Annotated in this window: 18 protein-coding genes, 1 pseudogene and 1 riboswitch; of the genes and pseudogenes, 7 read left to right on the forward strand and 12 right to left on the reverse strand. The window is 69.1% G+C overall.

Annotation, left to right across the window (positions count from 1 at the left end; genetic code table 11):
• From FHW79_RS03840 to mdh, 3 genes and pseudogenes are all read right to left on the reverse strand, one after another.
• A pseudogene (locus tag FHW79_RS03840) lies at positions 1-230 on the reverse strand (succinate--CoA ligase subunit alpha); the annotation flags it as partial.
• Between the two features lies 1 nt (position 231).
• Entirely contained in the window at positions 232-1428 is a 1197-nt protein-coding gene (gene sucC / locus FHW79_RS03845) for an ADP-forming succinate--CoA ligase subunit beta (protein WP_183177742.1), read from the reverse strand.
• 250 nt (positions 1429-1678) lie between these two features.
• Positions 1679-2647: a malate dehydrogenase gene (gene mdh / locus FHW79_RS03850; protein WP_014241628.1), complete on the reverse strand. Its 969-nt coding sequence runs from the start codon at positions 2645-2647 to the stop codon at positions 1679-1681.
• 272 nt (positions 2648-2919) lie between these two features.
• Here mdh and FHW79_RS03855 point away from each other — a divergent pair, with 272 nt between their 5' ends.
• Positions 2920-3429: a hypothetical protein gene (locus FHW79_RS03855; protein WP_183177743.1), complete on the forward strand. Its 510-nt coding sequence runs from the start codon at positions 2920-2922 to the stop codon at positions 3427-3429.
• Between the two features lie 31 nt (positions 3430-3460).
• Here the strand turns inward: FHW79_RS03855 and FHW79_RS03860 are convergent, their stop codons facing one another.
• The gene (locus FHW79_RS03860) at positions 3461-4690 is read right to left on the reverse strand and encodes a DUF2336 domain-containing protein (RefSeq protein ID WP_183177744.1); all 1230 of its coding nucleotides are present in this window, start codon (positions 4688-4690) and stop codon (positions 3461-3463) included.
• Between the two features lie 604 nt (positions 4691-5294).
• Positions 5295-6863: a lysine--tRNA ligase gene (locus tag FHW79_RS03865; protein ID WP_183177745.1), complete on the reverse strand. Its 1569-nt coding sequence runs from the start codon at positions 6861-6863 to the stop codon at positions 5295-5297.
• 141 nt (positions 6864-7004) lie between these two features.
• Here FHW79_RS03865 and FHW79_RS03870 point away from each other — a divergent pair, with 141 nt between their 5' ends.
• Positions 7005-7328: a multidrug efflux SMR transporter gene (locus FHW79_RS03870; protein ID WP_038529606.1), complete on the forward strand. Its 324-nt coding sequence runs from the start codon at positions 7005-7007 to the stop codon at positions 7326-7328.
• Positions 7329-7342: 14 nt separating this feature from the next.
• Here FHW79_RS03870 and FHW79_RS03875 read toward each other — a convergent pair whose 3' ends face one another.
• On the reverse strand, positions 7343-8167 hold the full coding sequence (locus tag FHW79_RS03875) for a hypothetical protein (protein ID WP_183177746.1): 825 nt from the start codon (positions 8165-8167) through the stop codon (positions 7343-7345).
• A 152-nt stretch (positions 8168-8319) separates the two neighbouring features.
• A complete protein-coding gene (gene mtgA, locus FHW79_RS03880; protein ID WP_183177747.1) occupies positions 8320-9006 on the reverse strand; it encodes a monofunctional biosynthetic peptidoglycan transglycosylase in 687 nt (228 codons plus the stop codon).
• 119 nt (positions 9007-9125) lie between these two features.
• Between mtgA and FHW79_RS03885 the strand changes: the two genes are divergently transcribed.
• Entirely contained in the window at positions 9126-11894 is a 2769-nt protein-coding gene (locus FHW79_RS03885) for an ATP-dependent DNA helicase (protein ID WP_183177748.1), read from the forward strand.
• A 39-nt stretch (positions 11895-11933) separates the two neighbouring features.
• On the opposite strand, the gene FHW79_RS33490 is transcribed toward FHW79_RS03885, so the two are convergent.
• Complete coding sequence (locus tag FHW79_RS33490) at positions 11934-13613, reverse strand: methyl-accepting chemotaxis protein (RefSeq protein ID WP_183177749.1); 1680 nt, start codon at positions 13611-13613, stop codon at positions 11934-11936.
• Positions 13614-14362: 749 nt separating this feature from the next.
• Here FHW79_RS33490 and FHW79_RS03895 point away from each other — a divergent pair.
• Entirely contained in the window at positions 14363-14851 is a 489-nt protein-coding gene (locus tag FHW79_RS03895) for a hypothetical protein (RefSeq protein WP_247884172.1), read from the forward strand.
• Between the two features lie 7 nt (positions 14852-14858).
• Here FHW79_RS03895 and metA read toward each other — a convergent pair whose 3' ends face one another.
• Together metA and FHW79_RS03905 are read right to left on the reverse strand one after the other, a co-directional pair.
• The gene (metA, locus tag FHW79_RS03900; protein ID WP_183177751.1) at positions 14859-15782 is read right to left on the reverse strand and encodes a homoserine O-succinyltransferase; all 924 of its coding nucleotides are present in this window, start codon (positions 15780-15782) and stop codon (positions 14859-14861) included.
• 49 nt (positions 15783-15831) lie between these two features.
• Positions 15832-15936: riboswitch (SAM-I-IV-variant riboswitch) on the reverse strand.
• A 68-nt stretch (positions 15937-16004) separates the two neighbouring features.
• On the reverse strand, positions 16005-16952 hold the full coding sequence (locus FHW79_RS03905; RefSeq protein WP_183177752.1) for an AEC family transporter: 948 nt from the start codon (positions 16950-16952) through the stop codon (positions 16005-16007).
• A gap of 147 nt (positions 16953-17099) precedes the next feature.
• Between FHW79_RS03905 and FHW79_RS32500 the strand changes: the two genes are divergently transcribed.
• Positions 17100-17504 (forward strand): tellurite resistance TerB family protein, encoded by a 405-nt coding sequence (locus tag FHW79_RS32500; protein WP_038529588.1) that lies wholly within the window; start codon positions 17100-17102, stop codon positions 17502-17504.
• An 11-nt stretch (positions 17505-17515) separates the two neighbouring features.
• Positions 17516-18394 carry an NAD(P)-dependent oxidoreductase gene (locus tag FHW79_RS03910; RefSeq protein WP_247884173.1) on the forward strand — a complete coding sequence of 293 codons (879 nt, stop codon included), beginning with the start codon at positions 17516-17518 and terminating at the stop codon, positions 18392-18394.
• Positions 18395-18398: 4 nt separating this feature from the next.
• On the opposite strand, the gene FHW79_RS03915 is transcribed toward FHW79_RS03910, so the two are convergent.
• Together FHW79_RS03915 and FHW79_RS03920 are read right to left on the reverse strand one after the other, a co-directional pair.
• Positions 18399-18866 (reverse strand): acetyltransferase, encoded by a 468-nt coding sequence (locus tag FHW79_RS03915; RefSeq protein ID WP_183177754.1) that lies wholly within the window; start codon positions 18864-18866, stop codon positions 18399-18401.
• Positions 18863-19882, reverse strand: coding sequence for an aspartate-semialdehyde dehydrogenase (locus FHW79_RS03920; protein WP_183177755.1), 1020 nt, complete (start codon positions 19880-19882; stop codon positions 18863-18865). The genes FHW79_RS03915 and FHW79_RS03920 overlap by 4 nt, the downstream gene beginning before the upstream one ends.
• 132 nt (positions 19883-20014) lie before the next feature.
• Between FHW79_RS03920 and FHW79_RS03925 the strand changes: the two genes are divergently transcribed.
• Positions 20015-20278: a hypothetical protein gene (locus FHW79_RS03925; RefSeq protein ID WP_014241604.1), complete on the forward strand. Its 264-nt coding sequence runs from the start codon at positions 20015-20017 to the stop codon at positions 20276-20278.
• Positions 20279-20309 lie beyond the last annotated feature (31 nt).

Below are 20309 nucleotides of genomic sequence, written 5' to 3' on the forward strand. Positions count from 1 at the left end.
AACGGCGGCGGCACGTAGATGACGCTGGCGTTGGCGCCGGTCTTCTCGACCGCGTCGGCCACCGTGTCGAAGACCGGCAGGTCGAGGTGCTTGGTGCCGCCCTTGCCCGGGGTGACGCCGCCGACCATCCTGGTGCCGTAGGCGATCGCCTGCTCGGAATGGAAGGTGCCCTGGGCTCCGGTGAAGCCCTGGCAGATCACCTTCGTGTTCTTATCGACGAGAACAGCCATCTTACGCGGCCTCCTTCACGGCCTTGACCACCTTCTCGGCGGCGTCGGCGAGGTTGTCGGCCGACAGGATCGGCAGACCGGACTCGGCAAGGATCTTCTTGCCCAGCTCGACGTTCGTGCCTTCCAGACGCACGACCAGCGGAACGTGCAGGTGCACCTCGCGGGCGGCCGCGACCACGCCTTCGGCGATGACGTCGCAGCGCATGATGCCGCCGAAGATGTTGACCAGGATGCCCTCGACGTTCGGGTCGGAGAGGATCAGCTTGAAGGCCGCGGTGACGCGCTCCTTGGTGGCGCCGCCGCCGACATCGAGGAAGTTGGCCGGCTCGCCGCCGTACAGCTTGATGATGTCCATGGTCGCCATCGCCAGGCCGGCGCCGTTGACCATGCAGCCGATGTTGCCGTCCAGCTTGACGTAGTTGAGGCTGTGCTTGGCGGCCTCGATCTCGGCCGGGTCTTCCTCGGCCTCGTCGCGCAGCTCCTCGACGTCCTTGTGACGGAACAGGGCGTTGTCGTCGAAGCTCATCTTGGCGTCGAGCGCCAGGATGTCGCCCGAGCCGGTGACGATCAGCGGGTTGATCTCGACGATCGCGCAGTCCAGGTCCACGAAGGCCTGATAGGCGGCCTGGATGAACTTGGCGGCGGCGGAGACCTGCTTGCCCTCGAGGCCCAGCGCGAAGGCGACCTTGCGGGTGTGGTAGCCCTGGATGCCGGTGGCCGGGTCGATGGCGACCTTGACGATCTTCTCCGGCGTGTTGTGGGCGACCTCCTCGATCTCCATGCCGCCCTCGGTCGAGGCGATGATGGTGACGCGGCCCGAGGCGCGGTCGGTCAGCAGGCCGAGATACAGCTCGCGCTTGATGTCGGCGCCTTCCTCGACGTAGAGGCGCTTAACCTCGCGGCCGTCCGCACCGGTCTGCTTGGTGACCAGCACGTGGTTCAGCATCTCGCCGGCGTTCTTGCCGACCTCCTCGATGGACTTGACGACGCGGACGCCGCCCTTGCCCTCGGGGTTGTCCTTGAAGCGGCCGGCGCCGCGGCCGCCCGCGTGGATCTGCGACTTCACGACCCACACCGGGCCGCCCAGCTCGCGGGCGACGGTCTCGGCTTCCTGCGGGGTGTAGGCGACGCCGCCGCGGGGCACCGCGACGCCGTACTTCTTCAGCAGGCCTTTGGCCTGATACTCATGGATGTTCATCGGGCGTCCATCTGTTTTTATGGTCGGCTGACAGAGTGTGGTCGGCTGACGATGGGCGAAGATCGGGCAGGCGTTTCCTGCTGGCGGACGCGCCAGGGCGCAAGTCTTCGGGGGAACGAGTCCTTCGGGAAGCCTTACGCCGGCTGGCGCGAACGTCCGCGGTCACTGTACCACCGGGCGCGGACGGTTCAACCGTCCGCCCCGGCGCGACAGGGCCGCAGGCCGCCGCGCAGGCAAAAAACAGGCCGCCTTAGGAGGCGGCCTTCTCAGCCTGCTGCTTCTTGACCACCTCGACGAGCTGCTTCACAGCGTCGACCGAGTGATCGAACATCTTCTTCTCTTCCGCGGAGAGATCGATCTCGATGATCTTCTCGACGCCGCCGGCGCCGATGATCGTCGGGACGCCGACGTAGAGGTCGTTCTGGCCGTACTGGCCGGTCAGGTAGGCGGCGACCGGAACGACGCGCTTCTGGTCCTTCAGGTAGGACTCGGCCATCTGGATGGCGGAGGCGGCCGGGGCGTAGAAGGCCGAGCCGGTCTTCAGCAGCTTGACGATCTCGGCGCCGCCGTCGCGGGTGCGCTGCACGATGGCGTCCAGCTTCTCCTGCGTGGTCCAGCCCATCTTGACCAGGTCCGGCAGCGGGATGCCGGCGACGGTCGAGTAGCGGACGAGCGGGACCATGGTGTCGCCGTGGCCGCCCAGCACGAAGGCGGTGACGTCCTCGACCGACACCTTGAACTCGTCGGCCAGGAAGTAGCGGAAGCGGGCCGAGTCGAGCACGCCGGCCATGCCGACGACGCGCTCCGGCGGGAGGCCGGAGGCCTGCTGGAGCACCCACACCATCACGTCCAGCGGGTTCGTGATGACGATGACGAAGGCGTTCGGGGCGTACTTCTTGATGTTCTCGCCGACGGTCTGGCAGACGCCGGTGTTGATGCCGATCAGGTCGTCGCGGCTCATGCCCGGCTTGCGCGGCACGCCGGCGGTGACGATCACCACGTCGGCGCCTTCGATGACCGAATAGTCGTTGCCGCCGCTGAGCTTGGCGTTGAAGCCTTCGACCGGCGAGGTCTCAGCCAGGTCGAGGGCCTTGCCCTCCGGCATGCCTTCGGCGATGTCGAACAGGACGACGTCGCCGAGTTCCTTCTGGGCAGCGAGCAGAGCCAGCGTACCGCCAATCTGGCCGGCGCCGACGAGCGCAATCTTCTTGCGAGCCATGGAGCGTTTCCCTAAGCGTGAGCGTCCCCCATTCAGCGGAGGACAGAACCGATTGAGTGTAGCGTCCTAGGGGTCCAGCGCCCTGAGATTTCGAGGGCGGTTCCTAGCGCGATTCCGGCCCGAGGGCAAGCGTGACCGCAAGCACGGGGCACGGAACTGTGCAATCGATTACGGCGAATGGCCGGAACGGCAAACAGGAATTTGGCGTTGCGGGTGCGGCGCACTATTCTTTGGATAGGTTTTCATGGCCGTTCGGCATGGGGGGAAGAACCATGATTCGCTTTGCACCGGCATTTTGCCTGACCGTGACGCTGGCGCTGGGAAGCGGCGGCGCGGCCTTGGGACAAACCGTCGCAGACTATGAGGCCGCTCTGGCCAAGGCCCCGTTGAACACGGCGGCGCCCGGCACCGCGGCGACCGGTCCGGCGGCTGCTTCGGCGACCACGGCGGCGGATGCCCCGTCGGCCACCGATGTGCTCTATTGCCGGCCCGTGTCAAACTATGTGTACACCTCCGTCCCGCCGGGGGAGCGCAGCGGCATCGTGGTGCCCCTCGTTGCCTTCGATGGGCCGAGCGACCCGGCGACCCTGCGCAAGCGCGCCCTGTGCGAGACGGTGCGGCAGATGGCGGTGATCCAGTTCGATTCCGGGTCGGGCGAGGAGATCGTCACCCCGCCGCAGCTGATCGACACCGACCCGTCGCGCCCGCTGTACCAGAACGATCCGACGCTGGCTCCCGACACGGGGCGTGCGCCGGCCCGCCGGCCGCTGGAAATTCAGTAACGGAGACCTCGGCGGCGCTTGCTCCGCGGCGTCAGGAGCGGACGCCGTAGAGCGCGAGGTGACGGGTCATGTCCGCCGCGGGCATCGGGTAGTCGGTGCCCTGGCGGGCGTTCAGCACGGCGCGCGGCGGGATGCCTGCGGCGCGGATCTGCACCCGCATGGCGCAGCGCATCGAATAGCCCGCCCGCCAGACCAACGCGGTGACGGCGCGTGGGTCGCCGGAGCGCAGGATGTCGTCCACGATCCCCGGATGGACGGCGGCGCGCAGGGCCAGGGCGGCGCGGATGAAATCCGTTTCGTCCCAGGACAGGGCGTCGCCGAGCGCCGTCTCATCCAACGCGCCCTGGCGGTGCAGGCGGACGGCGCGGCGTCCCGGTGATTCGGCGGGATCCCGCCCTTCGAACCAGGCGACGCGTCGCCGGGTGACGGCGGCGACCTCCGCCGCGGTGACCGTGTCCAGATCGGTGCGGCGGCGCAGAAGGTCGGCCACCGAGTCGTCGACGAACTCCGCCAGCCGCAGGGCCAGCCGTTGCGGCAGGGCGGGGCGGCCGGCCAGCTTGGCCTGCCAGTCCGGATGGCCGCCGGACTGTTCCACCAGATCCTCCAGCCGGTCGTCCGGGATGACCGCGCCGTCGTTGTCCAGCAGGACGCCCGTGGCCTCCGCGTCGCCCGTGTCGACAATGGCGCAGGACAGCGGCGCGCTGACGGCCGGCCGCCGCGCGATGGCCGACAGCGCCCAGCCGGCGGGGTGGGCGGCGACGATCTCCAGCAAATCCTCGTCGGTCAGGGTGGCGCAGCAATGCAGGATCGGCTCCGCCACCGAGCGTTCCACGTCGCGGGCCAGCGTGCGCGCCACGGCGGCCGGGGCGCAGGCGACGTCCTTCAGCGCCCCGGCCAGCGCCATCCTCACATGGGTCGCGTGGTCGCGGGCCAGCCGCTCCAGCGTGCGCAGGGCGGCGGCGGTGGCCTTGTCCTGGCGGTCCGGCGGCAGGTCGGGCAGCAGCCGGCACAGCTTGCGCGCCAGAAGCGCGCGAACCCCGGCGTCGCCCATGCCGGCCCGCCGCGATTCGACCAGCGCCGCGCCGAGGCGGCGGCGGACCGTTTCCGGCGCAGGAGGAGCGGGAGGGGAATCGTCGAACAGATAGCCGAGCAGTTCCGGGTCCACCCCGTCGTCCGCGGAAGGGATTTCCCGCGGCGCCGAGCGGGCCGCGCCGGGACGGTCGTCCCCTTGATCGGAGTGGGGGGCCTGACGTGGCTGCATCCGGATATCCAACGAGGGGCCGGTTAACGGGCTGCTAACGGAGCTGAACTTGTCATCGACGCCCGGCGCAAGCAACCAGGCTCTGCGTCCCCGGTCCTTCCGTCGGGTTTCGGTATCGAAGCGTCGGGAAGCGGAGTTCGAAAAGAAAAAGGGCCGCAACCCCGATGGGGCGCGGCCTTGAAGAGTTTAGGGAGGAAACGCACTGCAAAAGCAGTAACGGGGCGGATCATAGGCCCAGACCCTGGCGGATGGTAATACCAAGTTGGTATTGGTGCGGTGCGGTGTGCGCATGGCGATGCGGGAATAAAATGTTGTTTGCCCAGCGGGTGGGCAGGATTTCGACCGTTTGCACACATTCGAGCCGGATGGGCGGATGATGGGAGCGCAAACGATCAGATTTGGAATATTGTTTGTAATCGGAGCTATGACGGGTGAAGTCTCACCGGATGTTGAGCCATGTCCATTCGGGCATGCCCTTGGGCGCCGCCTTCCTTGAAGGCAGTTTTGTGTGTCGGGCGGATTGTTCATGGGGCTGCCGGTCCGCTGGGAAAGCCCTCCCCCGCGGCGAACCGGCGGCGCGGGGGAGGGAAAAGGGAGACGGTGCTCAGGCGGCCAGCTTCTCGCGGATCAGGGCCTTGGTCTCGTCAAGGCCGTAGAGCTGGATGAAGGAGCCCATGCGCGGGCCGGTGGTCTGGCCGAGCAGCACCTCGTAGAGCGCCTGGAACCACGCGCGCAGCTCGGTGAAGCCGTGCTCCTTGCCGACCGCGAAGACCTCGTTCTGGACGACGTCGCCCGCCGCGTCGGCGGGGATGCCGTCCAGCCGCTTCAGCAGGTCCTCCAGCGCGGCGCGCTCGGCGTCGGTGGGGGCGCGGAAGCGCTTCGTCGGCTTGACCTGATCCTGGTAGTAGCGGACGGCGTAGCCGACCAGCTTGTCCAGGAAGGGGCTGTTCTCCGGCGTCGCCTCGGGCGCGTAGCGGCTGATGAAGCCCCACATGACGTCCTTGGTCTCGGCGTTGGCCGCCCCGGCGAGGTTGAGCAGCAGGTTGAAGGACACGTCCGAGCGCACCGCCGGGGCCGTGCCGTTGTGGATGTGCCAGGCCGGGTTCTCCAGCGCCTTGGCCGGCTCCTCCACCGGCAGCTTGGCGACGAAGGCCAGATACTCGTCCACCGCCCGCGGGATCACGTCGAAATACAGGCGCTTGGCCGACTTCGGCTTCTGGAACATGTAGAGGGCGAGGCTCTCCGGCGGGGCGTAGGCCAGCCACTCCTCCATGGTCAGGCCGTTGCCCTTGGACTTGGAGATCTTCTGGCCCTTGTCGTCCAGGAACAGCTCGTAATTGAAGCCCTGCGGCGGGGTGCCGCCGAGGATGTTGACGATTTTCCCGGCCAGCTCGGCCGACGGGATCAGGTCCTTGCCGTACATCTCGTAATCGACGCCCAGCGCGTACCAGCGCATGCCCCAGTCGGGCTTCCACTGGAGCTTCACATGGCCGCCGGTGACCGGGACCTCGACCTTCTTGCCGTCCTCATCCTGGAAGACGATGGTGCCGGCGTCCACGTCGCGCTCCAGCACCGGAACCTGCAGCACGCGCCCCGTGGAGGGCGAGACGGGCAGGAACGGGCTGTAGGTCTGCTGGCGCTCCTCGCCCAGCGTCGGCAGCATGACGGCCATGATCTCGTCATAGTGCCGCAGCACGCCGAGCAGCGCCTCGTCGAAGCGGCCGGACTTGTACCAGTCGGTGGAGGACTGGAACTCGTACTCGAAGCCGAAGCCGTCGAGGAAGGCGCGCAGCCGCGCGTTGTTGTGCGCGCCGAAGCTGTCGTGCGTGCCGAACGGGTCGGGGACCTGGGTCAGCGGCTTGCCGAGGTTGGCGGCCACCATCTCCTTGTTCGGGATGTTGTCCGGGACCTTGCGCAGCCCGTCCATGTCGTCGGAGAAGCAGAAGAGCTTGGTCGGGATGTCGCTCATCCGCTGGAAGGCCTGACGGACCATGGTGGTGCGCGCCACCTCGCCGAAGGTGCCGATGTGCGGCAGGCCCGACGGACCGTAGCCGGTCTCGAACAGGACGTAGCCTTTGGCCGGCGGCTCCTTCGCGAAGCGCGCGACGAGTTTGCGCGCCTCCTCGAACGGCCACGCCTTCGCCTGCAACGCCAATTCCCGCTCGCCGGTCATGGTAGAGCCCCTTCAAAACTCGACGGAAGTGTAGAAAGGCAGCGACCCTAGGGCGCAGCGCGCCGTCCGTCAACGGGCGCCGCTTGTCCGTTTCACGGTTCGGGCGCATGTCTGGATGTGGATCACCCGCCGAGGACCCGCATGAGCTGGCTGTTTCTGTCCGTCGCCATCGCCTTCGAGATCGTGGGCACCGTCGCCATGAAGATGTCCGACGGCATGACCCGCCTGTGGCCCAGCCTGGCGGTGGTGGCCTGCTATCTGGTGGCCTTCGCGATGCTGGCCCAGGCGCTGCGCGAGATCGAGGTGGGCGTGGCCTACGCCATCTGGTCCGCGGTGGGCACCGCGGCCATCGCGGCGATCGGCATCTGGGTGTTCGGCGAGTCGCTGAATTTCCTGAAGCTGGCGGGGATTCTGCTGATCGTCGCGGGGGTGGTCAGCCTTCGGATGTCGGGGGGCGGGGCGTAGGATCCGTCCGCCGGTCACGCCTTGATGTCGAGCGCCATGATCTGAGGCATTGGGCCGGCGCCGGCCGCGACCGCCGGCACGCCGTCGCGGAACAGGGGCATGTCCTTCAGATCCTTGACATAGCCGCCCGTGGCGATGGCCTCCGGCGACTTATCCTTGAGGCGGTCCATGGCGCCCTTGATCATGGCGACCAGCGGGCTCTCGCTGTCGATATCGTCCGGCTCCCGGCCGCTGCTCCGCATCGACTGCTCGTACCCGAACTGGTTGGCGGCGCGCTGGACCGCCCAGTTGGCCGATGCCTTCTCCTCGTCGCTGACGCCCTCCAGGAAGGCGACGCCGGCCCGGTAGCGGGACGCGTGATCGTTGCCCGTCGGGTCCGCGGCCATCATGGCCCGCCCCTGCTGCTGCGACATGATGGATTGGGCGGTGTCCTGCTCGTCCTTGGAAAAGCTGCCGTCGCTGTTGCTGGCGATGGCGAAGAGAGCGCGACGGTCGAGCCCGCCATAGACGGTGTCCCAGCTTTCCTGGGTGGCGTGCATGTAGTCCATCGGCTTGCCGTTCGCGGCCAGCTCCGCGTATTTGGCGTCGATGGCCGCCCGCGCGTCCTTGGCGACGGTTGCGAAATCCTTCTTGCCCACGGTCTGGGTCACCGTTTGGGTCACCAGGGACGCCTGGGCCGCTTCCGACAGCGTGACGACGGCGGCCGCATCGCCCGTACCGCTGGAGGCGCCACCGGCGGCATCCTTTGCCGCCGCGGCGCTCTTGGAAGCGGATGGCGCGGTCGCGAACAGGGGGGCCGGCTGCCGAGCCACACCCACCGATGGTTCCGTGACGTTCATCAGGCGGCTCTCCCGTTGCCGAGGCTTGCCAACGACGAAGGGGGCGGGGCGGCGGACCGCGCCGGAACCATGCATGGCAATCAAGGAAATCTACCACCGGATGCAATACTGGTCGAGAAACAAGTTTTCAGGTTGAGCGCGCCTGTTGAAATCTAACGGGCGCAATCGGCCAGCCCGTCCCGCTCCACCACCGCCATGCGCCGCTCGATAACGCCGGCCCGCCGCGCCACATAGGCGCCGGGCGGGTTCGGGGACCAGTTGCGGGGGTTGGGCAGGACGACGGCCAGCAGGGCGGCCTCGCGGCGGGTCAGGGCCGATGCCGGCTTCTTGAAATGGTGGCGGGCGGCGGCCTCGGCGCCGTAGACGCCGTCGTCCCACTCCACGCTGTTCAGATAGACCTCCAGGATGCGGCTCTTCGGCCACAGCGTCTCGATCAGCAGGGTGAACCACGCCTCCGCGCCCTTGCGGGTCCAGCTGCGGTCCGGCCAGAGGAAGGCGTTCTTGGCGGTCTGCTGGCTGATCGTGCTGCCGCCGCGCAGTCGCCGCCCCTCCTCGTTGTCCTCGAAGGCCCCCTCGATGGCCGCCCAGTCGAAGCCGCCATGGCCGCAGAACAGCGTGTCCTCCGACGCGATGACCGCGCGGGCGAGGTGGGGAGAAATGTGCGACATGGGCACCCAGTCGTGCGCCAGCCCGGAGCCCCCCGCAGCGCGGATCAGCATCAGCGGCGTGGCCGGCACCGGCACCACGCGGTAGAGCGCCGCCCAGCCGACGCTGAAGGCCACCAGGGCGACGGCCAGGGCCATCAGGAGTCTCAGCAGACGCCGGACCGGAAACCGCATGCGCTCGACCTCTCCTCTGCGACGCTCAAGGACGGGGGGAGCACTTTCGAGGGGGCGGGCCGATCGGTCAACACGGGTTTGCTCGCATTGCGGCGACGGGGGCCATTATACTGCGCGCCATGGATCTGACCTCGGCGCCCTCCCTCCCGTCCTTCAGCCTCGATGACGCGCCGGCCCTGGTCGCCGGCGCGCGGCGCGTGGTCCTGCTGACCGGCGACGGGGAGGTTGAGGACTTGCCGCCCGCCGCCGCCGCCAAGCGGGCGCGCCGCCAGCCGCCGCTGGTCTGCCACGCGCGGGCGATGGCGCGGCGGTTGGGGACGGAACCCTTCGCCGCCTTCGACCTGCTGGAGCTGTTCGCCTTCGTCCTGCCCGCCCGCTTCTGCGTGCCGACCCCGCGCGGGCTGGCCGAGGCGCTGGACCTGCCGATCCCCGACGGGCTGGAGGACGACGCGCTGGCCCTGCACCGGGCGGTGCGCAAGCTGCTCGGCCTGCTGGGCGCGCCGGGGCGCGAGGAGGCGTCCGACCCCGTGGCCTTCGCCTGGGAGATGGGGCGCGCCGGCTGGTTGTGGGCGCCCGCCGTTCTGGCCGCGCTCGGCAAGCCGGACGGGCCGGAGAAGGGCGCTGGCCGCGCCGGCCTGCGCGTCTGGACCCGCATCAAGGAGTGGCAGGACGGCCCGCCCGAGCCGCCGCCCGCCCACCACCCGGTGGAGCCGGACGAGGCGCGCCGCCGGCTGTCGGTGATGCTGTCGGCCAGCGTGCCCGGCAAGGTGGCCGAGCCGCGCCCGCAGCAGGCCGACTACGCCAGCGCGGTGTCCGCCGCCTTCGCCCCGCGCTCCGCCCCCGACACGCCGAACGTCGTTCTGGCGGAGGCCGGAACGGGCGTCGGCAAGACGTTGGGCTACTTGGCGCCGTCCACCGTGTGGGCGGAGAAGAACGGCGGCCCGGTGTGGATCTCCACCTACACCCGCAACCTCCAGCACCAGATCGACGCGGAGCTGGACCGCCTCTACCCCGAACCGGCGACCAAGGCGCGCAAGGTCGTGCTGCGCAAGGGCCGGGAAAACTACCTGTGCCTTCTGAACCTGGAGGAGGCCGTCCGCGGCATGCCGATGCAGCCGCACCACGCCATCGGGGTGGGGCTGATGGCGCGCTGGGCCGCGGCGACGCGCGACGGCGACCTGACCGGCGGCGACTTCCCCGGCTGGCTGGTCGACATCGCCGGGCGCGGGCGGACGCTGGGCCTCGCCGACCGGCGGGGCGAGTGCATCTACTCCGCCTGCGACCATTACGCCCGCTGCTACATCGAGAAGAGCGTGCGCCGCGCCCGCAAGGCCGACGTGGTGATCGCCAACCACGCGCTGGTCATGGTGCAGGCGGCGCTCGGCGGCGGCGAGGAGCCGACGCTGCCCACCCGCTACGTCTTCGACGAGGGGCACCACGTCTTCGACGCGGCGGACAGCGCCTTCGCCGGGCATCTGACCGGGCGCGAGACGCAGGAGCTGCGGCGCTGGCTGCTGGGGGCGGAGGAGACCGGGCGCAGCCGCGCCCGCGGGCTGAAGCGCCGCATCGAGGATCTGGTCGCCAGCGACGAGCGGGCGCAGGAGCTGATGGACGCCGTGATGCTGGGCGCCCGCGTCCTGCCGGCGGAGGGCTGGGCGGCGCGGCTGTCCGCCGACAACCCGCAGGGGCCGACCGAGGCCTTCCTGCTCGCCGCGCGCCGGCAGGTCTATTCCCGCACGGCGGGGCAGGGCGGCCCCTACAGCCTGGAGGCCGACAAGGCCTATCCGGTGGACGGGCTGCTCGACGCCGCGGAGGCGCTGGAGACGGCGCTGGTCCGGCTGGCGGAGCCGCTGGACGGGCTGGCCAAGCGGCTGGCCGCGCGGCTGGAGGACGAGGCGGCGGAGCTGGACGGCGACCAGCGGCGGCGCATCGACGCCATGGCCCGCAGCCTGACCCGACGCGGCGTGCTGACGGTCGAGGCGTGGCGGGCCATGCTGAAGACTCTGCCGCTGGAGACGCCGGCGCAGTTCGTGGACTGGTTCGCGGTGGAGCGGATCGACGGGCGCGACGTCGATGTCGGGCTCTACCGCCATTGGATCGACCCGACCGTTCCCTTCGCGGAGGCGCTGGCCGGGCCGGCGCACGGCATGGTGGTCACCTCCGCCACCCTGACCGACGGCACCGGCGACACCGCCATGGACTGGCAGGCGGCGGAGGACCGCTGCGGCGCCAGCCACCTGCCGAAGCCGGCGCTGCGCGCCCAGGTGCCGTCGCCCTTCGACTACCCCAACCGCACGCGGGTGATGGTGGTCACCGACGTGCGCAAGGACGATCTGGGGCAGGTGGCCTCGGCATACCGCACGCTGTTCCAGGCGGCGGGGGGCGGGGGCTTGGGGCTGTTCACCGCGATCAGTCGGCTGCGCGCCGTCTACGACCGCATCGTGGAGCCGCTGGACGCCACCGGCATCCCGCTCTACGCCCAGCATGTCGACCCGCTGGACGTGGCGACCCTGATCGACATCTTCCGGGGGGAGGAGCACGCCTGCCTGCTCGGCACCGACGCGGTGCGCGACGGGGTGGACGTGCCGGGCCGCAGCTTGCGGCTGATCGTCTTCGACCGCGTGCCCTGGCCGCGCCCCGACATCCTGCACCGCGCCCGGCGCGACGCCTTCGGGCGGCGGCGCTACGAGGACATGATCGCGCGGCTGCGGCTGAAGCAGGCCTTCGGCCGGCTGGTGCGGCGGGCCGACGACACCGGGGTGTTCGTCCTGCTCGACCCGATGATGCCGAGCCGCCTGTTCGGCGCCTTCCCCGAGGGGGTGGAGGTCCGCCGCGTCGGCATCAAGGAGGCGGTGGAGGCGACCGCGGAGTTCCTGCGGGGCTGGTGAGGCCACCGCAGGAACCGGGCAGGGCCTCGGCGGGCGGCCTCAGGCGGCGCGGATCGCCGCCAGGAAGCTCTCCACGTCGCGGCGCAGGTTCTCCGCCTGGGAGGCCAGCCCGCCGGCGGCACCCAGCACCTGATGGGCGGCGGCCCCGGTGGTGCCGGCGGCCTCGGTCACCTGGGCGATGTTGCTGGACACCTCGCGCGTGCCGATCGCCGCCTGCTGGACGTTGCGCGAGATCTCGTTGGTCGCGGCGGACTGCTCCTCGATCGCGGCGGCGATGGAGGTGGAGATCTCGTTGATCGCCGCGATGGTGCGGCCGATCCCCTCGATGGCGCCGACGGAGCCGGCGGTGGCTTCCTGGATCGCCTGGATCTGCGCGGCGATCTCGTCCGTCGCGCGGGCGGTCTGGGTGGCGAGCTGCTTCACCTCCGACGCCACGACGGCGAAGCCCTTGCCCGCCTCGCCGGCGCGGGCCGCCTCGATGGTGGCGTTGAGCGCCAGCAGGTTGGTCTGGCCGGCGATGTTGGTGATGAGCTGCACCACCGCGCCGATGCGGTGCGCGGCATCGGCCAGCCCGCGCACGGAGTCGGTGGTGCGCCCGGCCTCCTGCACCGCCTGGCCGGCGATGCCGGTGGAGCGGGTGACCTGCGAGCCGATCTCTCCGATGGAGCTGGACATCTCCTCCGCGGCGCTGGCGACCGTCTGCACGTTGGCGCTGGTCTGCTCCGCGGCGGCGGCGGCGTTGGCCGCCTGGTCGTTGGTCTGGCGAGCGGTGGCCGCCATGCTCTGGGCGGTGGTGTCCAGCTCGGTCGCGGCGGCGGCGACGTTGCGCAGGGCGTCGGCGACCTGCTCCTCGAAGGAGGCGATCAGCCGCTCGACCGCCTCGGTCCGCCGCAGCTTCGCGGCCTGCTCGGCGGCCTGCTCGGCGGCCAGCCGGTCGGCCTCGATCAGCCCGTCCTTGAAGACCTGGACCGCGGTGGCCATGGCGCCGATCTCGTCGCCGCGGCTGGCGAAGGGGATCGCCGTCGTCTTGTCGCCGCCGGCCAGACGGCGCATCGCCTCGGTCATCGCGCCGATCGGCGCGGAGACGCCGCGGATCATCATCAGCGCGCCGCCCAGGCAGACGGCGATGCCGATAACCAGCGCGACGATCAGCATCGTGCTGGACTGGGCATAGATCACGTCGGCGTCGTCGCTCGCCTTGGAGGCCCCGCGGTTGTTGTGGTCGATCATGGCGTCGAGCGTCCGTCCGACCTCCTGGAAGCCCTTGTCGGCCGCGTCACGGAACAGGGCGTTGGCGGCGGCGTTCTCGCTGCGGCGCGACAGGGCGATGATCTGGCGGTGCAGGGTGAGATACTGCCCCCATTGCTGCTCGAACTGGGCGAACAGCCCGCGCCCTTCGGCGGTGCGCAGCGTCGCCTCGTAGGTCCGGCGGGCGTTGGCGATGCTGGCTTCCAGAGCGTCCATCCGCTTTTCCGCCGCGGTCATCTCCGTTTCGGTGGCGCTGAGGATGTGGACGCTCTGCAGGATGCGGAAGTCCGACACGGCGTCGTTCACGGTGTTGACCTGAACGACCCGCGGCATCCAGAAGGTGGCGATTTCCGTCGAGCTGTCGTTGACCACCGACAGCCGGTTGATTCCCAAGGCGCCGATTCCGGCGAGAAGCAGGGATAGAAACGCAAAAACAGCGAAGGTTTTTGTTCTGACGCTGATGTCATTCACAGTGTTTTTCTCTTTTCTGTTGTCTTGGCGGTCGGTTTCCTCGCGCGATCAGCAAAGGAGGTCCTTTTATTTCTGTTCGTCTTCGTTGATAATTATCGATTACGCAATGAACCGGTTGCGGCAAAATTGTTCATTGTGTGACAGTGGGGCGATGCCTCACATGGTCCGCACCCCCGGCCGCATGGCGGTGCGGATGGGCAATGCAAAAGCCCACATGTTCTGCGATAAGTTGAAGGACTGGTCGGCGGCCAAAGGGCGACCATGCGGAGAGATTCTCAGGACGCCTCCGAAGACGTCGGTCCGGAAGAAACTGGCGTCCCACAGTCATGATGGCCGCCGTGCTCCCGCGGGCGGTGAAGGAGACTTCGCTACTCTACCGGTGCAGAACCTGAACGCCCTTCGGGGATACACGGTTTCTAGTGTCGCGTGCAGGCGCTGACCAGCGGCCGCGCGGAGCCCGGACCAAAGGCGGAATGAATGGAGCGCACACCGAGAATGGCCATGTCGTATCCATGCGTAGAAGTGCTGCGCACCGCGTATCCCAGCGTTTTTTACACGATAATACGTATCGTCGCAACATGAGAAAGCGTGCAACCGACGATCGGCCTCGTCGCGAGCGGGGCGCCGTGGGAAGCAATTTCACCGTGGAAATGGAGGCTTCCTCTCCAGGCTTGGGAGAAACCGGCATGGTGCAGCTTGGGGATCGGCTCAAAACCGTGCGCGAATTTCTTGGTGAGACACAAAAAACAATGTCTCGCCGGTTCCATCTCGGGGAGAACACGTGGCAGTCCTACGAGTTGAACGGCAAGCTTCCGAAGGGGGAGACCCTGGCGGACCTCGCCGCGCTCGGCATCGACATGAACTGGCTGCTGACAGGCCAGGGCAGCATGCGGGCATCGCCCGGCCATTCGGCGGCTGGTGACGGTGCGCTTCCGCCCGCTTCGCCGGAGCCCGGCGCAACCCGGCCGGTGCTCGACCTCGCGTTGCTGAGCGAGGCGGTCGCCCTTGTCGAGCAGGGGCTGGCCGACCGGGGCCGGCACCTGTCGCCCCGCGGCAAGGGCAACCTGGTGGCGGCCCTGTACGGTCTGGCGTTGGCGGGGGAGGACGGCGGCGGGAGCGGCACCCATCCGCCACGCGTCAGCCCGTCCGCCGCGGCGCATCTGCTCTGGCTCGCCTTGCAGATGGACGACTCGGTGCGGGCGGTGGGGGAGGGTGACGGGACGGTCGGGTCGCCTTGACAGCGGCTTAGCCGGCCGTGCCGATGTGGGAAAGGTCGAAGGGCGTCGTCTGGTAGATCCGGTTGATCCAGTTCGCGAACAGCAGATGGGCGTGGCTCCGCCACCGGTTCTCGGGCGGGCGGCCCGGGTCGTCGTCGGGGAAATAGCCCTGCGGGACCGGCGTGGCGGCGTCCTTGGCGACGTCCCGGACATACTCGTTGCGCAGCGTGTCCGTGTCGTACTCGATGTGGTTGAACATGTGCAGCGAGCGGTGGGCGGAATCCTCCAGCAGGCAGGGGCCGGCCTCCGGGGAATCCAGGAGCACGCGCAGCCCGCTTTCGGGGGGGATGTCCTCCTCGCGCACCTCGGTCCAACGCGAGACCGGGATGAGGGCGCCGTCGGACAGGCCGCAGAGATAGGGGGAGGCGGGGGCGCGGTTGCGGTGCCGGTAGACGCCGGACGCCTTGCGCGGCAGAAGATGCTTCGGCACGCCGTGGAAATGATGAACAGCGGCCTGGGCCGCCCAGCAGATGTTCAGGCAAGCGTGGACGTGGCTCTGCGTCCAGTCGAAGACCGAACACAGTTCGTCCCAATAGGACACCTCCTCGAAGGGCATCGTCTCGACCGGGGCGCCGGTGATGACGAAGCCGTCGAACTTTTCGCGGCGGGCCTCCTCCCACGACCGGTAAAAGGCGCTCATATGGTCCGCCGCGGTGTTGCGAGGCACATGGTTGGTGATCCGGATCAGCGACAGCTCGACCTGGAGCGGCGTGCTGCCGAGAAGGCGCGCGATCTGTGTCTCGGTCCGGATCTTGTCGGGCATCAGGTTGAGCAGGCCGAAGCGCAGGGGCCGGATGTCCTGCCGGATGGCGTCGGCCTCCTGCATGACCATGACGCCCTCGGCCTGGAGGGCGGTGAAAGCGGGAAGATCGTTGGGTATCTTGATGGGCATGACTCGTCCGGCTCCGCTGTCGGTGCATCGGTCGGAACAGACGTCATGGCGAACCCCGTTTGTTTGCCGGTCCGGCCACATCCCCCTTCGGGACGCCACCTTGCTCGGGAAAGCAGGTTGGCGTTGAGCGTCCGCTCAACTCTTGATGCGCGGCGCACACTATAGGGGCAGCGGCGGCTTGGCAACAGCGGAGGTGTGCGGACGGGGGCGTCGGCCCTGGGGTCAGAGCGGCGGCGCGTAGGTGGCCAGCAGGAAGGACAGGGTGACCACGCTGGCGATGGTGGACATCAGGATCGCGGCGGAGGTGCGCTCCACATAGACGCGGTACTGGCTGGCAACCACGAAGGTCAGGGCGCCGGTGGGCAGGCCGGCGAGGATGATGGCCGACCCGGCCCAGAAGGGGTCCAGCGGGAACAGGGTCCGGATGAGGAGCCAGGCCAGCGCCGGCTGCACCACCAGTTTCAGGGCGCTGATCCAGCCGGCCTCCATCAGGTTGGCCTTCAGGCTCTGGGTCGCCAGGAACAGGCCGATGGCGAACAGGGCGCAGGGGCCGGCGGAGGCACCCATCAGGTCGCAGTAGATGGCGATCGGGCGCGGCACCGGCACGCCGGACAGGAAGACCGACCAAGCGAGCCCCAGGGCCGTGGGGATGATCAGCGGGTTCTTGACCAGCGCCCGGCCGACGTCGCGCAGCGCCTTGCCGATGCCGCCGCCCTGGCTGTTGGCGAACTCCAGCCAGATCACCGCGATGCCGACCATGATCGCGCTCATGATGACGGTGGCGAGGATCGCCGGGGCCAGACGGTCCGGGCCGAAGGCCGCCAGGAACAGGGGGATGCCCATGTAGCCGGTGTTGGAGAAGCAGGCGTTCAGCCCCTGCATGCACCGGATCTGCGTCCGCTCCCGGTGGATCAGCCAGCCGAGCAGGGCGCCCAGCGCGTAGACCGCCAGCATCGAGCCGAGGAAGGCGCCGATGAAGGGCCCATTGAAGATCTCCGGCAGCGAGCGCTTGGCGGTGCCGAGGAACAGCACCGGCGGCAGGGCCATCCAGTAGACGAACTTGTTCAGCGCCTCCGACGAGGCGGGACCGAGAAGCTTCGCCTTACCGGAAAGGACGCCCGCCAGGATGATGGCGAAGACCGGGAGCGCCACGTTGAAGACCACCGACATGGGGGCCGACCTTAAGGGGCAACCCGTCCCCTGTCGAGGGACCCACCCGTCCGGCACGGGCATAGCTCCCTTGACGGCGCTCCCTCCCTTGACGGCGCGCGGGGGGCGGGCAAGATTGGGCGGGGCCCTTTTTCCGCAGGAGTTTCGATGATCAACCATCACAGCGCGCTCATCTACGTCATGGTGCTGGTGTCGGCGTGCGACGGCGACATGACGGACGCGGAGCTTGAGGCCATCGGCGAGAACGTCCGCTACCTGCCGATCTTCAAGGATTTCGACATCGACCGGCTGACCGACGTGACCCGCGAATGCTCCGGCCTGCTGGCCGACGCCGACGGGCTGGAGACGACGCTCCAGATCGTCAAGGAGGCCATTCCGTCCAAGCTGTCCGAGACCGCCTACGCGCTCGCCTGCGACATCGCCGCGGCGGACCCGGCGGCCTCGCAGGAGGAGTTGCGCATGCTGGAACTGATCCGGCACAAGCTGGGCGTGGACCGGCTGTGCGCCGCCGCCATCGAACGTGGCGCGCGGGCGCGCCACACACGGCTGTGACGGACCGGGACATGACCGGACAGACAGGTCTGGCGAGGCGGACGGTCGGCTTCATCGGGCTGGGCCTGATGGGCCGGCCGATGGCCCGCAATCTGGCGAAGGCCGGTGCTGCCCTGGTGATCAGCAGCCGCAGCCCCGGCCCGGTCGAGGAGCTGGCGGCCGAGGGCATGAGCCCGGCCGCCAACCCCGCCGAGGTCGCCGCCCGTGCCGACGCCATCGTTCTGATGCTGTCGGACACCGTGGCGGTGGAGGCGGTGGCCGCATCCCTGATCGACGCGCTGCGGCCCGGCCATCTCGTCATCGACATGGGCACCACGGCGGTCGGGGCGACCCGCAAGCTGGCCGAGGCGGTCCGCGCCAAGGGCGCGGACTGGGTCGACGCCCCGGTGTCGGGCGGCACGGTGGCGGCGGAGGCCGGCACCCTGACCATCATGGCCGGCGGCACGGAGGAAGCCTTCGCCCGCGCCCTGCCGCTGTTCCAGGCGATGGGCCAGCGCATCACCCATGTCGGCAACAGCGGGGCCGGGCAGGTCGCCAAGATGGCCAATCAGGTGATCGTCGCGCTGAGCATCGGCGCGGTGGCCGAGGCGCTGGCGCTGGCCAAGGCGGCGGGGGTGGAGCCGGGCAAGGTCCGCGACGCCATCCGCGGCGGCTTCGCCGAGTCGCGCATCCTGGAGTTGCACGGCCAACGCATGGTCTCCGGCGACTTCACGCCGGGGGGCCGCGTGGTCACCCAGATCAAGGACCTGAAACAGGCGGAGGAACTGGCGGAGCAGTCGGGTATCCAGCTTCCCGCTCTGGGCCTCAGCCTGGAGCTGTTCGAACTGCTGGCCGAGCAGGGCGACGGCGGGCTGGACCACTCCGCCCTCTACCGGCTGTTCGTCAAGTAAGCCCTCAGGCTCCGGTCGGGCCGCCCTGGCCGGAGCCATCGAGGGCCAGATGCAGCAAGGGGAACGGGCGGCCGCTGTCGTCCAGCGCGGAGCGCCCGACCTCCCGGAAGCCGAGACGCCGATAGAAGGCCCGTGCGGCGTTGTTCTGCTCGTTCACGTCGACCGTCAGTCCCGGCCCGCTGTCCAACGCGGAGGCGACCAGGGCGCGGCCGATCCCCCGGCCATGCCACGCCGGGTCGACGAACAGCGTGTCGATCTTGCGCCCGCTCATGCCCAGGAAACCGACCGGCCGGTCGTCACCGTCCACCGCGACCAGCAGCACGGCCGCCGGAAGATACTGGTCGCGCACGAGGTCGGCGTAGAAGCCGATGTCCTCCTCTCCCAGGAAATCGTGCGTGCTGCGCACCGCGGCGAGCCAGACGGCAAAGAGGGCCGGAGCGTCGTCGGGGCGGGAGGACCGGATCGGGATCACGCGTCGAGATACTCCTTCACCAGAAGCTCGGCGATCTGCACGGCGTTGAGCGCGGCGCCCTTGCGCAGATTGTCGGTGGACGCCCAGAAGGACAGGCCGTTGTCCACCGTGTAGTCCTCGCGGACGCGGCTGACGAAGACCGGGTCGTCGCCGGCCACCTCGACCGGGGTGATGTAGCCGTCGTTCTCCTGCTGGTCGATCACCTGCATGCCTGGGGTCTTGCGCAGGATCTGGCGGGCCTCCTCGGCGGTCAGCGGCTCCACGCACTCGATGGTGATGGCTGCGGAATGGCCGATGAAGACGGGAACACGGACGCAGGTCGCGCTCACCTTGATCTTGGGATCGAGAACCTTCTTCGTCTCGACGTTCAGCGCCCATTCGTCCCGCGTCGCGCCGTCCTCCATGAAGGGGCCGACGTGGGGGATGACGTTGAAGGCGATCTGCTTGGAGAAGACGGACTTCTGCACCGGGTCGTTGACGTAGATGGCGCGGGTCTGGCCGAACAACTCGTCCATGCCCTCCTTGCCGGCGTCCGAGGCCGCCTGGTAGGTGGAGACGACGACGCGGCTGATCGTGGCCTGCTCGTGCAGGGGCTTCAGCGCCATGGCCAGCAGGATGGCCGTGCCGCCGGGGCTGGCGACGATGTTCTTCGTCGTGTAGCCGGCGAGCGCGTCGGCGTTGACCTCCGGGACCACCAGCGGGACGTCGGGGTCCATGCGGAACTGCGGGCTGACGTCGATCACCACGGCGCCCGCCGCGGCGGCGCGCGGCGCGTGGGCCGCCGAGACCTTGGCGTCCGCGGCGAACAGCGCGATGTCCACGCCCTTGAAGTCGAAGCGGCCGACGTCCTCGACCTTCAGCACCGCGTCCTCGCCGAAGGACACCTCCTTGCCGACCGCGCTGTCGGCGGCCAGGGCGATCACCGCGTCGGCCGGGAACCGGCGGTCGGCGAGGGTGGCCAGCATTTCCCGTCCGACGTTGCCGGTGGCGCCGACGACCGCGACTGTGTAGCCCATGGCGGTTAATCCCTGTGGTATGCGGTGCGAAGAGGGCTTGAGGTATGCGGTTCCCAATGGAATTGCAACAGCGCCCGCGTTGTGACACCGTGTCCGCCCTATCACGAACGACCGCGACCGGCACACCGGGGCATGGCCACTCCGCTCGAAGACATCATCGCCAAAGCGATCAAGGACGCGGACAAGTCCTTCTTCAACGAGGACTACACCAAGCAGGCCCGCTCGGTGATGAACGCGCTGAAGAAGGCCGGTTACGAGGTCGCGCCGGTCCGACCGCCCGAGGGGCTGGTGGAGTGGGCCAAGGAGAACATCCCCTTCGGCCGGCTGCGTCCGGCGGAGCTGATTACCCAGATGTATTCGATGATGGTGGAGAATGTTCGCCGCTTCGACAAGTAATAGGCTGAACGGCAAAACCGCGTTTCGGCCC

The sequence above is a fragment of the Azospirillum sp. OGB3 genome, assembly GCF_014192915.1.
In the GTDB taxonomy this organism is placed as follows: domain Bacteria; phylum Pseudomonadota; class Alphaproteobacteria; order Azospirillales; family Azospirillaceae; genus Azospirillum.